Consider the following 13,764-nt stretch of genomic DNA (forward strand, 5'->3'; position numbering starts at 1 on the left):
AGCTAACCACTACTACTGCCTTCATGGTTCGGGACTTTCACCCTATAGATTGCACCCATGCCGGGCGCACAAAAATAGACAAACTCGATTTTCATCGAGTTTGTCTACAGTCTGAGAGCAGATCCCAAGAGATCTGCTCTTACTTCAATTTAATTTATTAATATTTTTTGAAAAGAATAGTAGCGTTATGTCCACCGAATCCAAGTGAATTGCTGATGGCGGCATTAATTTCGCACTTCCTTGCTTTATTCGGAACATAGTCCAAATCACACTCAGGGTCTGGTGTTTCAATATTGATCGTTGGAGGCAATATGCTGTCCCTGATTGCCTGAATCGTGAATATTGCTTCGACCCCACCGGCTGCCCCTAACATATGGCCTGTCATGGACTTAGTTGAACTTAATGCTAGTTTATTAGCATGATCGCCAAAGACTTCTTTGACTGCCATTGTTTCATATTTGTCATTGTATGGCGTACTCGTTCCGTGGGCATTCACATATTGGATGTCTTCCGGATTCAAACCTGCATCCTCAATAGCAATTTTCATCGCCCTTGCCCCGCCTTCCCCACCAGGTGCCGGAGCCGTAATATGGAAAGCATCTCCAGTTGATCCATACCCAGCTATTTCAGCATAAATCTTGGCCCCTCTATTCAATGCATGTTCCAGATCTTCCAGAACGATAATCCCTGCACCTTCCCCGATTACGAATCCATCACGATTCAGATCAAAAGGACGGCTAGCAGTTTGTGGATCAGGGTTGGTCGATAAAGCCGTATTTGCACAGAAGCCCGCAACCGACATTTTTGTGATTGGCGCTTCTGCTCCGCCTGTGATCATCACATCGGCGTCGCCCCGTTGAATGGCTTTAAACGCGTCACCAATTGAATTTGTTCCTGTTGCGCAGGCTGTTACCGTACATGAATTGATTCCTTTAGCACCCAGTAAGATAGACACCTGGCCAGCAGCCATGTCCGGAATCATCATTGGTACGAAAAATGGGCTCACCCGCTTATACCCTCTGTTTAAAAAGTTTTCATGCTGTGTCTCAAGTGTCTCCAACCCACCGATACCCGAACCGATCCAGACTCCGACACGTGCTGCATTTTCATCCGTTATTTCCAGCTTACTATCATTATATGCCATAACGGACGCAGCAATTGCATAATGGGTAAAACGGTCCATCTTACGCGCTTCTTTACGATTAATATATGTCTCTATATCAAACTCCTTGATTTCAGCAGCAACTTTAACAGGGAATTCTTCAGCATTCAAACGAGTTAAAGGACCTATTCCTGATTTCCCCTCGATTATATTCTTCCATCCAGTTTCTGCATCATTACCAACTGGTGATATTGCTCCAATACCTGTTACAACTACACGACGATTAGTCATTAGAAATGGCTCCTTCCTTTTTTTAAAGCTTTTATGTTTTGCTTCTTCTTTTTTTATTTACCCCATCTAAGAGCGATAGCGCCCCATGTAAGGCCACCACCAAAACCGACCATGATAATTAGGTCGTTGTCCTTGATTCTTCCTGCTTCCATTTCTTCCACAAGGGCCATTGGAATGGACGCTGAAGAAGTATTTCCATATTTATGAACCGTTTTTGTCATTTTTTCAATCGGGAGACCCAAGCGTTCCCTTGAAGATTCCATAATGCGTATGTTTGCTTGATGCGGTACAAGCAAATCCACATCTTCTTTTGTTAATCCAGCTTTATCCAACACACTTAGGCTGGATTCCCCCATCTGACGGACAGCAAATTTAAATACTTCACGTCCATTCATATGAATGAAATCTCCATCCTGTAATAAGTGCTTCCCACCAGTTCCATCTGCGCCTAATTCAAAGGCAAGGATCCCTTTGCCTTCCGAAACAGGTCCAAGTACAGCTGCACCCGCTCCGTCACCAAATAGTACAGCAGTATTGCGGTCTTCCCAATTGGTTACCTTCGAAAGTTTTTCAACACCGATAATCAATACATGCTTATATGCACCTGTCTTAATGAACTGCTGTGCAGTGATCATTGCATACATAAAACCAGCGCATGCAGCACTTACATCCATTGCAGCTGCACTTTTCGCTCCCAATTTCTCTTGAATCATACACGCGACAGAAGGAAACGACTGATCCGGTGTAACAGTAGCTACAAGAATTAAATCTATCTCTTCAGCCGAAATTTTTGCATTTGCCAATGCAGCTTTTGCGGCTTCATAAGCCATATCTGATGTTTCAATGTCATCATTGGCAATTCTTCTTTCCTCTATACCTGTCCTAGTCCGGATCCACTCGTCAGAGGTATCCATCATTTTCTCTAAATCCGCATTTGTAACGATTTTATCGGGTAAGTAGCGGCCAAGCCCTAGTATTCCAGCGTTCATTTTGCCATCCCCTTATATTTTAATGAGTTATTATAAGCATCTATTATTACCTGGTACTAATTTTATATAAAAAAACACCTCCTTGCAAGAGATAACAGTTTGAAAGGATAAAAGAATCCGTTACTGAAGTCGGACAAATGCCTATGCCAAGGGATTTTAGGGACATACATTATAAATAAAAGGAGAAAAGGAGGAATTATTGTGGACATCTTCAATCACAACAACCGGAGTAACCAGGATGATCATTTTTCGAATTTGATGTTTGGCAGGAAAAGTGAACCCCAACAAGAGGAATCGAATGTTGATTACATGCAATTGATGGAGAGCGTTGAAACATTGATGGGCTTATACGGTCAATACAAACCGGCCATTGATAAAATTAATCTGAACCCTTTGATCGCCAAGTTCTTGAAAAAAGAATAAACAAATGCAGGCTGTCCTTTTATTTGGACAGCCTACGTTTAATTAACGCTGAGCATCTTGTTTCCCAAGCTCATAAGCTTCTTGCATTACGTTTTTAAAGAGCTCCATGAATGGCTCTGCCATCTCCATTGAGAATGGAATCCCGTTTGCTTCAAGCTTCGCTTTAGCCTCAGGGAAGTACTTCATGGCGATCCCCATAAATTCAAGAGTTTTATCTGAACTCATTTTGTGTTTCCCCCTATCATTTGAATATCAATATTATCATAATTCCAGATGTCCCTTTCGTAAAGGGCATAAATATAAAATCATGAATATCATTTGATATTAATTTCGGTCCTTGAACATTATAGTACAAAACATATAAGTTAGAGGCAAATATACAGTTTTGACCTTCTTAAATAACGAAAGTTCTCGATCACAAAAAAATTGTGATTCGAATGTTCTTTGTTAATAATTGCCCTCAAATTTGATTATCCGGATTAACCAGCCATTCCCTCTTCAATCACGCTTTCTCCACTTTTTAAGTAAGTTTAATCGTTTATTATGTTTTCTTTGTAAAGCAATGCCTTCTTCTGGATCTATTTTGCTAGGCACCTCAAATATTGATCCTTTATTGATTTTAGTTGTTGATCGGGAATTGAATGAACCCAAACTTTCACCAAATATTAGCTTGGCACATTTATTCCAATGATCATCTATACTGCTGCACAATTGGATATCCCTATCGGAAGAAGAAGCAAGCACTTCTTCCAAAGCATTCACAAAATCAGTGATGAAGAGAGCATCCCCAGTATATTCGTTAGCAATCGCCGGTTTGATATCAGACTGACCAAGTTGATTGATCCCAGCTTCAAAGCTCATGCCTTCCGATTGCCAAGGTCCATAAATCGTGGGTAAAAATATGATTTTTGCAGAATCAATTCCACGAATCGAGCTTAATATGGATTGAAAAATACTGATCTCTTCTTCAATTGGCATGAAAACAACAAAATTTGGCGTTTCATTCGAGCCATTTTTTTTGCATTTCTCAATAAAGAAAACGATTTCGTCTATAAGAAAATCGATTTTACCCATCTTTCCGCTTTGAATATCGTAACAAGATATGAACACAGTGTCCTGCTTTGTAATATCCAATAATTTAAGTTTATTTATCGGAAAGTAAATATAATTTGAACTTCTACCTATTTCAAGTTCCTTTTCTTCCATAATATATTTACTTGCTTCGGAATCAGTCCAATCAATTCCGATTACTTCTTCCCCTTGGTTCAAAAAGTATTGAGCCACATAGAATCCCACAAATTGATAAGCGCCTATTACAATGTATGTTTGCATAAATACAGCCCCCTCGTATGCCATCCAGCCCACTTCATCCGGCACGTCTAGTTTTTTTAGATGCTGTATCGTATGCAAACTATTGTAGAAATATATCCATTCTCATAAAGACTCTTCATTCTCATTGAAAAACTTCTGTATTTGATAGGGTATTTTATACCGTTTTTCCGGTAATAAATACGTCAGCTGCAAGTCTGCTTTTCTAGCCAGTTGGATTTGCCGATAAAGGGAGGCTTGCTCTTTCCGCATGCTTCCAAAAACCTGAATAACTTTCATGGGGATTTTCTCAGCAATCACTGGATCTTCAGTGTCCATAATATGCTGTTCACATTCTGGTGGATCGAGCTCGTATGCAGCAGCGACCTCGGACAGCCATTTTTTATAGAAGAACTTATTTTCCTTTTCCTTCTCCAGTTGTGCTTTCAAGGAAAAAACCGGATCAATCAATACAACTGAACGTATTTTATTTCCAAGTTCATTCATTAGCTTTAAGGCAAGGAGCGCTCCTGACCCCTCTGCCAATATATGAACCCTTTGATTGACTATTTCTTTTTTCATGAAGAGAATATATAGGTTAAGGGAAAGGTTCAATGCTTTTGGGCTTCCCCAGTTGGCTCCGTAAAAATTGGATGAAAATAGCGTGTATCCGTATTCCTTTAAATATTCCAATATCTCCAACCTGCCAGGATGCTGCAGCCAAAAGCTGCTGTCTTTTTCGACAAAATGACTACGGTCTCCAATTACCAATACGGAAAAACCACTGGGCCGCTCTGGATAATAGATGATATTCCATTGGTCATCAATTTGAAAAGTTCGTTGTTCCATCGGTCAAACTCCTTTAAGGAATATTACTACTACTATATTAATTTATGATGAAAAATAGAAAGGGTCAGTGGAAATACCTAACTTCTTATCCCAAATTAACCAAATGGTGATGATTTTGTTTTATATTGGGTCCTATGATTTTCCATTTGACGTTTGCTACCAACTGGACTGTGCCTGAAAAGTTCTCTTATGATTTAATGTATGAATTATTTAAAGGTTATTATTAAAAACACGTTTTAACTGTATATTAATTATGGTAAGATAAAAATGAATGTAGTGGAATGAGGTGAAATTCGATGCGTTATGCTTGGGCAATTTTTTGGACATTCTTATTAGTGCATATGACTGTATATGTTGTTTCTTCCATGATCGGAGTTTCATACGATGCTAAACAGGGAACGATTTTAGGATTAGCTGCTGCTATCCTGATTTGCATCATCCCTGCTATTTTGCCTGCTGGGCCAGCAAAAGACTCTCATCAACATTAAGAAGCAAAAGAGGACATCCATTGAGGATGTCCTTTTTGTTAACCGTACTTTGCTTACGGTTAAACTCCATTTCAAATTTTTTATATGAGGACCAATTCATCATCATCATAATCAATCGTTATTCCTTCTTCATTCAGTCCAACTGTGCCAGCTATGATTTTACGGGCGATCTTCGTTTCCAGATGCTTTTGGATGAATCGCTTCAACGGTCTGGCCCCATATACAGGATCATATCCCTGGTCCGCAATGAATTCCTTGGCCGCTTCAGTGACATTAAGGTTTATATTTTGTTCAGTTAACCTTACCTGTAATTGAAAAACCATTTTTTCTACGATTTCAACGATTTCTTGTTTAGTAAGCGGTTTGAATAAAACAATATCATCTACCCGATTCAAAAATTCCGGACGGAAATGCCCTCTTAATTCTTTAAAGACTTGATCTTTTATCTCTTCTTCAATTCCACCATCCACTCGGTTGGACTGCAACAAGAAATGGGAACCGATATTTGAAGTCATGATGATCACTGTATTTTTACAGTTTATGGTTCTACCTTGGGAGTCTGTTATCCTCCCGTCATCCAACATTTGCAGCAAAATATTGAAGACTTCCGGATGCGCCTTTTCAATTTCGTCCAATAATACGACCGAGTATGGGTTTCTCCTAACTGCCTCCGTTAGTTGGCCTCCTTCCTCAAATCCAACATATCCAGGAGGTGCACCAACAAGACGGGACACGGAATGTTTCTCCATATATTCCGACATATCGATACGAATCATATGTTCTTCACTATCGAATAACGTTTCTGCCAAAGCTTTTACGAGTTCTGTTTTACCCACACCCGTCGGCCCCAGGAAAATGAATGAACCAATCGGTCTGTTTGGATCTTTAATTCCCGCCCTTGCCCTTAATACAGCATCGGATACGAGTTCCACCGCTTCCCCTTGACCTATTACGCGTTCATGAAGGATCTCAGATAGTCGAAGCAGCTTTTCCCTTTCACTTTCCACCAGCTTGCTTACAGGAATCCCCGTCCACCTTGCAACGATCGAGGCAATTTCCTCCTCCGTCACTTCTTGGCGAAGCAACCGTGATTCCTGTTTTTCCTTTTCCAATTCATCTTCCATGGCATCCAACTCTTTTTGAAGCTGTGGAATCCTTCATTGCCGAAGTTCCGCTGCTCGGTTAAGGTCATAGTCATTCTCTGCCTGTTCCAGTTCATGACGCAACTTCTCAAGTTCCTCACGTTGATCCTGCACTTTTTGAAGCGCCGACTTTTCCATTTGCCACTTGGCTTTCATGCCATTCGCTTGATCCTTGAGTTCTGAGAGTTCTTTTTGAAGCACTTCCAGTCTAGCTTTGCTTTGAGGGTCCTCTTCATTCTTCAAGGCCGCTTCTTCAATTTCAAGTTGCATGACCCTTCTCGTGATTTCATCCAACTCAGATGGCATTGAATCGATTTCCATTCTGATCATCGCACAGGCTTCATCCACAAGATCTATTGCTTTATCCGGCAGAAATCGCTCCGTTATATATCGGTTCGAAAGGACAGAGGCAGCCACGATCGCCCGATCATGAATCCTGACACCATGGTGAATTTCAAACCGTTCTTTTAGCCCACGCAAAATTGAAATCGTATCCTCCACATCTGGTTCCGGAACCAGAACTTGTTGGAAACGACGTTCTAGAGCCGGATCTTTTTCAATATATTGTCGATATTCATCAAGGGTTGTTGCACCGATACAATGCAGCTCGCCACGCGCAAGCATCGGCTTTAACATATTCCCTGCATCAAGTGCGCCATCCGTTCTGCCAGCACCGACAATTGTATGCAGTTCATCGATGAATAAAAGAATTTTTCCATCACTCTTCTTAATTTCATTTAATACCGCTTTAAGACGTTCCTCAAATTCACCGCGGAATTTTGCCCCTGCGACAAGTGCACTCATATCTAGTGAAAAAACGGTTTTGTCCTTTAATCCTTCCGGGACATCCTTCCTGACGATCCTTTGCGCCAATCCTTCGACAATCGCTGTCTTACCAACACCAGGTTCTCCAATTAATACGGGGTTATTTTTTGTTTTACGTGATAGGATCCGGATGACGTTTCTGATTTCCGCATCACGACCGATGACTGGATCGACCTTCCCTGATTTAACTTCAGCAACAAGATCTCTGCCGTATTTTTTCAGTACTTCATATGTGCTTTCAGGATTTTGACTAGTCACCCGCTGATTCCCCCTTACATCTTGTATAATCCGTTTTGCTTTTTCGTAATCGATTCCATGTGATGAGAATAGTCTGTTTATATTCGTGTTATTGCCTTTCAAGGACGCCAGCAGCAAATGTTCCACAGATAAATATTCATCTTCCCACTTCTGCATTTCTTTTTCGGCAACCGTCAAAATTTTTTGTAAGGAGGATGACATGTAAACCTCGGAAACACTCCCACTCACTTCCGGTAATCGATCCAATTCTCTATTAAGCCCTATATCAAACTGATTCATCGGTTTATCAGATTCCGATAAAATCCTGATCAATAAACTTTCGTCCTGTTCCATTAAGGCCTTTAATAAATGAAGCTCCGTCAGCTCGGGATTCCCTCTATCTTTGGCTAGTTCCTGGCCGCCAATGAATGCCTGTTGGGTTCTCTCCGTCATTTTATTCATATCCATCTTAAAACCTCCCATTCATCTATATCATGAACGAATTCACACTTGGTTTGACCAACTTTGACCTTTATATTTTCATTATACTTCTAATTTCCCCCATGTAAAGGAAAGTTATAAAAAATGCAGGGAGGTATGGAGGATAAACGAAAAAAACCTTTCTTCATATAGAAGAAAGGCAGACCCATTTGTAAAATGCATAAAATCCCTTAGCACAGTATTTAGATGAAACAAAACGGATTATGCTTTCACGGCCGTTTTATTGTAACCATGAAATTGATCGACGAATTGGAAATCCTTGTCCGTGCGACCTGTAAGAATCGTATCTCGGAGCAGAATGCCTGCATCGGTCGTATTGTGAATGATTTCCCCCCACATTCTTGCGCTTGTTTGAACATTAGCCGTACGCGGAATGCGTTCCTCTTGATATTCCAAAAATGCCTGTTCAATGTTATTTCCATGCTTATGAAGCATATCCGACAAATAAGCTGCATCTTCTAACGCCTGGCAAGCCCCTTGTGCCAAGTATTGAAGCATCGGGTGTGCAGCATCGCCCGTAAGCGTAATTCTTCCTTTTGTCCAATTATCAATTGGGAATCGGTCATACATCGGCCAGCGGCGTTGTCGTTGAATAAATGAAATCGCATTCTGAACAAGCTCACAAGTTCCGGCAAATATACGGTCCATTTCTTCCGGGGTTCCCCATTGATCTGTTTTTTCGTTTTCTACCGTGTATTGAGAACTTTTGAACACGACTACTTGGTTGTATAGTTCCCCCCTTCTAACCGGGTACTGAACAAGATGAAGGTTTGGTCCAATCCACATATATACATCATCTAAATCTCCATGGCTCGTAACCTCTTCCATCGGGATCGCTCCTCTGTATGCAACATATTGCGAGCAGGCCGGTTGATCTTCGACAAAAAGTTTCCGTGCTTTGGACCATAATCCATCAGCTCCGATGACAGCCGTTCCTGAATGTTGGGACCCATTGGCAGAAGTAACCGTCACTTCCCCTTCATTTTCCACTGTATCAATAATCGTTTGGTTCGTTACCAGTTCGATATACGGGTTATTTTCACAGGCTTCAGCCAGTACTTTATGCAAATCGGAACGATGCAAAACAACATACGGTGCTCCATATCTTTCCTTATAAACATCACCTAAATCCAAAGCGGAAAGCTCTTTGCCGGAAAAGGCATCCATCAGCACCAATCTTTTTGGAAATACTGCAATTTCATTGATTTTATCCATGACGCCTAAACGCTGTAAAACGTTGGTGGCATTTGCTGCAAGCTGAATCCCTGCACCAATTTCACCAAATTCGGGAGCTTGCTCCAAGACTTTTACATACTGTTTTGTTTCTGCGATTCCTAAAGCAGTTGCCAATCCGCCAATTCCCCCACCGATAACGATGAATGGTTTTTTTTCTGTGTTCATCTTCAATTCCCCCTAAATTAGTTGCTTTTAGCCAAAGTTGCGAAACAATATATAAGTAAGCGTTTTCATTCGACTGGCATATATATTCATCAGGAACAAGATGAAAGCTGCAAACAGATTATTTTCAAACCAAAACCGGCCTGAATTCACTTTCAACCTTTTGGTAACCATTGTTTGCGTCAAATGCCTGTTGCTGTTCTAAATCGAATCTCTCCATTATCGGTAGGTCGTTTACCGAGAATAAGTAAGAATCCGCTTCTGCAATGTGCTCATGCCAAGCCCAATTCGGAACGACGAAATAATCTCCCTTGGACCAGTCAAAACGCACTCCATTAATGACCGTATAGCCTGAACCTTGGTGCACTTGATAGATTGTGGAATGGGTATGGCGATGTGCTTTGGTATGGAAACCTTTTGGAAGTTTCTGCATCCATGCCCCCATCGTCGGATTGGCCGTTTGTCCATTTGAAGGATTGATATATTCCACTGCAAAACCTTCATATGGATCTGGTTCAAAGTTCATTAATCCTTCTATCGCTGCTTTGGTTCCTTTCCACTTGTAGTTGGCAAGCGGTGCCACTTGTGAATAACGATCGGATACTGGACGAACCATCCCGCCTTGATAACGGAGCTCCGAAAAATTATCCGGCCGTTTAGGCGTTTCAATCCGGTCTGGGTATGGTTCAAAGAAAGTGCCACCTATGGAATAGATAGTTGGAATATCAAGGGCGTCCATCCAAATCATCGGTTTTTCGCCAACATGACCATGACCATGCCATAGGTTTTTCGGCGTGATCAAGAAATCTCCTTCTTCCATGAAGATCCTTTCTCCCTGCACGATGCTGTAGGCACCTTCACCATTCGTAATGAAACGAAGAGCACTTTGAGAGTGGCGGTGGGAAGGAGCCACTTCACCTGGCAACAACAGCTGAACAGCTGCGTAAAGCGTTTGTGTTGTCGAAGCCCATCCCCATGGCTGACGATAAGTTAAGCCAGGGTTTTGAAAATAAATGGCCCTGCGCTCCCCTCCTCGATCAGGTGTGAAGATTTCTGCTGCTTCCATCAACTTTTTTGTCAAAAGCTCTTCTTTCCATAAATAAGCATGGGCATGAGGTTTAGGTTCATGGTCCATCAGGGCGGGAATGGCTTCCCACAGAGGCCCAAGGTTATACTGCTGGATATCCTTTGTAAAATCTTTTACGATTGTACTGTTCATGTATTCCGATTTTTCAGCCATATTAATCCCTACTTTCTTTTTTATCTTTCCTCACTTGATTTTAGAAAGATTTCGCTTGATTTGATCATAGTGTCCTGAAACATGCTCATCGATGAAGTGATCCACAATATAAGAAACTGGTTTGTTTCCGAATTTAGCGAAATTCCGGTGTGGCGATTCTTTAGAGAGTGCTTCTTCTTCTAAATTCCCAAGCCTGCTCTCTACTTCATATTTAAGCTCCTCCACTTGCTTCAAGACATCATCAACATCAAGTTTGTCAATATCACCGACTGCTGCCAATCGGGCTGGATCTTGCAATCCACGCCCCCATTTGGCCCCAGGCTTTGCTATTACCGTTTCCACTTCACCTAACCAATAAGGAATGGCTTCAGCTAAATGGGAAAGTATCTGCATGATGGACCATTCCTCCTCTGTAGGCTTTAATCGGATCGTCCCTTCCGGAAGGTTTGCGGCTGTCTCAAGAATGTGGTCGATTGATTGTTGAACCGATTGGATTGATATCCCGATCTCTTGATAAGCCATTTTATTTTCCCTCCCCGACACGTCGAACACGGTTTTCAAGATAACCTATTTTGTCGATTTCGATTTTGACAACGTCACCATCTTTTAAGAACACTTGTGGATCACGGGCTACTCCTACCCCACCAGGTGTTCCTGTAAGAACGATGTCACCAGGTTCAAGCGTCATTAAATTCGATAAGAATTCAACTAAATATTTCACATCGAATACGAAGTTGGATGTATTCGTTTTTTGGCGTTCCTCACCATTTACAGTTAATCGGACATTTAAGCCAGATGGATCGGATAGTTCATCGGATGTGACTAACCAAGGACCCATCGGAGCACTTCCTTCAACCGTTTTCCCTTGAAGCCATTCAAGTGTACGCCTTTGGATATCACGATACGTAACATCATTGGCAATTGTATAACCCGCTACATAATCAAGTGCATCTTCTTGTGAAACATTACGTGCCTTTTGTCCGACTACAAAAGCGAATTCCGCTTCATAATCCAGTTGTTCAGAAATCGGGAAAAACGGAATGTCATCCTGCGGACCGATTACTGCATTGGCGAACTTTGCGAATACCACAGGGAATGGCGGTAATTCGCGGCCCATTTCAGCAATGTGCTCACGGTAGTTATGTCCTACACAAATAATTTTACCTGGCTTTTGGACAGGTGCCTCAAGCTTTATATCTTCAATTGGATGTATCAATTTATGTCTGAATGAATCACGATTGTTAATTGCGTAGTCAGCAGCCTTTTTAGCGATGGAAAGGCTTTCATTCCCTCCCTCTAAAAATGCCTCCATTGTTGCAGGTACATATGCCTCAGCGATTTGTTCACTGCGAAGTTTCCCTTCGCTTTCCAGAAGCGCTTGATAGGCATAGTTCAAGTCAACTACTACATTATTCGGGTAAATTGCACCAATACGTTTAAATCCTTGAATGCTGAAAGTTACTAATCTCATATTTCATTCTCCTTTATTAATCTCGATTTTTTAAAAAACCTCTTCTTGATGCCACGATCCTAATTTGCGGGATAATTCTTTTATATTTACTTCACAAACCAGAATATGAATGACTGTGCATCTACAAATTTCACTTATAGATAACATTGTTCACTATTTATATAAATAATAACTTAATTTTCGGAATATTGTCAAGAAAGTATTGCAAATTTTTGTGCAAATGTTATCATCTACACCATTATGACTACTTCGGAATCAATAAAATGGTCCGCTAAAGTTATTTATTTAAAAGGAAAGTATATTGATAGCTTCAAGCAGCCTCCGGTTTTTCTTGCTAAATTTCATTTAAATTTTAAAGATTCTGATATACTAGACCTAAATTAAACTGATTAGGGAGATTGACATATGGAAATCGTAAAATCTGGTTCGACAATCCAATCATTACAAATAGGTATGGGCATTATAGATTTACTTGCTTCCCAAAGAAATCCTTTAAGATTCTCTGATATTCAAGAATTAACGGAAATAACGAAGAGTAATCTCTATAAATATTTGAATACTTTGACTCAACTCGAGTTACTTTATCGTGATAAGACAACAGGTATGTATCACCTTGGGAGCAAATTGATTCAATACGGCATGGCAGCCATCGGAAATGAGGACGTCACGAACAGAATAACCCCTTATTTACAGGAAATCAGTCACCATACCTCTTGCACAGTCCTTTTTTCCGTCTGGACATACGATGGACCAATCACGGCAAAAATATGGAATTCCAACCAAAACTTAAACATCGGGGCCCAGTTAGGTACGCGTCTCCCCCCATCATCCTCTTCAGGAAAAGTATTCACAGTATTTCAAGATCCTTCCTTGACAGCGGACTGGATTGAAAAAGATCGTCATGTTACAGGCTCGTTCCTTAAAGAAACAAATGAATATGATGAAATTCGGAAATACAAAATAGCTTTTGCCAAAGAGCCTCTTGTACCATCTGTTTCCTCCATGTCCATTCCAGTTTTTAATTATAATTCAGAATTATTGGGAGCGATCACTGCCGTTGGATTCACTGAAAGCATTCCAAATCATTACGAAGATCCCTTAAGCCATTATTTAAGAAAGAGCTATTTGGAAATTTCGAAAATTTTCGGTTTTACCGCTGAATAGAAAAAAGCAGGAAAAAGGATGGCGATCATTCCTTTTTCCTGCTTTTTAATTTTTCATGGCTTTCGCTGATATGTCCATATCCGGTTATGATTAGACGTTTCAGGAAAGGCATCCCCTGCATCAAGCTTAACCATTTTCGGATTCACTACCGTGCTGCCCGTTTCACCGATTTCTACATAGGTCCCATTATTAGGTGCCTTCTGGCCTGGCTTAAATTGACGATTTTGCCCCATAGATTTCACCCCTTTACATGCTTTCCTTGTTATTATTACCAGGTTACTTTCTTTCATGTCTGAAAAATTAAGGAATACAGGAAATTCGGCTGAATTAAAAAAC

13 protein-coding genes and 1 pseudogene are annotated in these 13,764 nt (G+C 40.8%); 3 read left to right on the plus strand and 11 right to left on the minus strand.

All coding sequences use genetic code 11. The features are described 5' to 3' along the window. Positions 1-157 precede the first annotated feature (157 nt). Positions 158-1,393: a beta-ketoacyl-ACP synthase II gene (gene fabF, locus N9I19_RS12485; protein WP_317777956.1), complete on the minus strand. Its 1,236-nt coding sequence runs from the start codon at positions 1,391-1,393 to the stop codon at positions 158-160. A 53-nt stretch (positions 1,394-1,446) separates the two neighbouring features. Then, positions 1,447-2,382 carry a beta-ketoacyl-ACP synthase III gene (locus tag N9I19_RS12490; RefSeq protein WP_317777957.1) on the minus strand — a complete coding sequence of 312 codons (936 nt, stop codon included), beginning with the start codon at positions 2,380-2,382 and terminating at the stop codon, positions 1,447-1,449. A 201-nt stretch (positions 2,383-2,583) separates the two neighbouring features. Here N9I19_RS12490 and N9I19_RS12495 point away from each other — a divergent pair, with 201 nt between their 5' ends. Next, positions 2,584-2,805 (plus strand): hypothetical protein, encoded by a 222-nt coding sequence (locus N9I19_RS12495; RefSeq protein ID WP_089363674.1) that lies wholly within the window; start codon positions 2,584-2,586, stop codon positions 2,803-2,805. Positions 2,806-2,847: 42 nt separating this feature from the next. Here the strand turns inward: N9I19_RS12495 and N9I19_RS12500 are convergent, their stop codons facing one another. The 3 genes from N9I19_RS12500 to N9I19_RS12510 all read right to left on the minus strand — a co-directional run bounded on the left by N9I19_RS12500 (position 2,848) and on the right by N9I19_RS12510 (position 4,962). After that, complete coding sequence (locus tag N9I19_RS12500; protein ID WP_061462091.1) at positions 2,848-3,030, minus strand: ComZ family protein; 183 nt, start codon at positions 3,028-3,030, stop codon at positions 2,848-2,850. A 273-nt stretch (positions 3,031-3,303) separates the two neighbouring features. Further along, positions 3,304-4,137, minus strand: a complete 834-nt coding sequence (locus tag N9I19_RS12505) for a Rossmann-fold NAD(P)-binding domain-containing protein (protein ID WP_061462090.1) — start codon at positions 4,135-4,137, stop codon at positions 3,304-3,306. Between the two features lie 102 nt (positions 4,138-4,239). Then, positions 4,240-4,962 carry a hypothetical protein gene (locus N9I19_RS12510; protein WP_061462089.1) on the minus strand — a complete coding sequence of 241 codons (723 nt, stop codon included), beginning with the start codon at positions 4,960-4,962 and terminating at the stop codon, positions 4,240-4,242. A gap of 296 nt (positions 4,963-5,258) precedes the next feature. Here N9I19_RS12510 and N9I19_RS12515 point away from each other — a divergent pair, with 296 nt between their 5' ends. Then, on the plus strand, positions 5,259-5,450 hold the full coding sequence (locus N9I19_RS12515) for a YjzD family protein (RefSeq protein WP_061462088.1): 192 nt from the start codon (positions 5,259-5,261) through the stop codon (positions 5,448-5,450). An 80-nt stretch (positions 5,451-5,530) separates the two neighbouring features. Here the strand turns inward: N9I19_RS12515 and clpB are convergent. The 5 genes and pseudogenes from clpB to N9I19_RS12540 all read right to left on the minus strand — a co-directional run bounded on the left by clpB (position 5,531) and on the right by N9I19_RS12540 (position 12,264). Continuing rightward, positions 5,531-8,122: pseudogene (gene clpB / locus N9I19_RS12520) on the minus strand (ATP-dependent chaperone ClpB). 234 nt (positions 8,123-8,356) lie between these two features. Further along, complete coding sequence (locus N9I19_RS12525) at positions 8,357-9,556, minus strand: FAD-dependent monooxygenase (protein WP_317777958.1); 1,200 nt, start codon at positions 9,554-9,556, stop codon at positions 8,357-8,359. A gap of 124 nt (positions 9,557-9,680) precedes the next feature. Continuing rightward, positions 9,681-10,793 carry a cupin domain-containing protein gene (locus tag N9I19_RS12530; protein WP_317777959.1) on the minus strand — a complete coding sequence of 371 codons (1,113 nt, stop codon included), beginning with the start codon at positions 10,791-10,793 and terminating at the stop codon, positions 9,681-9,683. A gap of 30 nt (positions 10,794-10,823) precedes the next feature. Then, positions 10,824-11,315: a DinB family protein gene (locus N9I19_RS12535; protein WP_317777960.1), complete on the minus strand. Its 492-nt coding sequence runs from the start codon at positions 11,313-11,315 to the stop codon at positions 10,824-10,826. Between the two features lies 1 nt (position 11,316). Continuing rightward, complete coding sequence (locus N9I19_RS12540; protein ID WP_284471462.1) at positions 11,317-12,264, minus strand: fumarylacetoacetate hydrolase family protein; 948 nt, start codon at positions 12,262-12,264, stop codon at positions 11,317-11,319. A gap of 405 nt (positions 12,265-12,669) precedes the next feature. On the opposite strand from N9I19_RS12540, the gene N9I19_RS12545 reads away from it, so the two are divergent. Next, positions 12,670-13,428, plus strand: coding sequence for an IclR family transcriptional regulator (locus N9I19_RS12545; protein ID WP_317777961.1), 759 nt, complete (start codon positions 12,670-12,672; stop codon positions 13,426-13,428). Positions 13,429-13,481: 53 nt separating this feature from the next. Here the strand turns inward: N9I19_RS12545 and N9I19_RS12550 are convergent, their stop codons facing one another. Continuing rightward, positions 13,482-13,661, minus strand: coding sequence for a YjzC family protein (locus N9I19_RS12550; RefSeq protein WP_061462081.1), 180 nt, complete (start codon positions 13,659-13,661; stop codon positions 13,482-13,484). Positions 13,662-13,764: the final 103 nt, after the last annotated feature.

Source organism: Peribacillus sp. CSMR9 (assembly GCF_033141925.1).
In the GTDB taxonomy this organism is placed as follows: domain Bacteria; phylum Bacillota; class Bacilli; order Bacillales; family DSM-1321; genus Peribacillus; species Peribacillus simplex_A.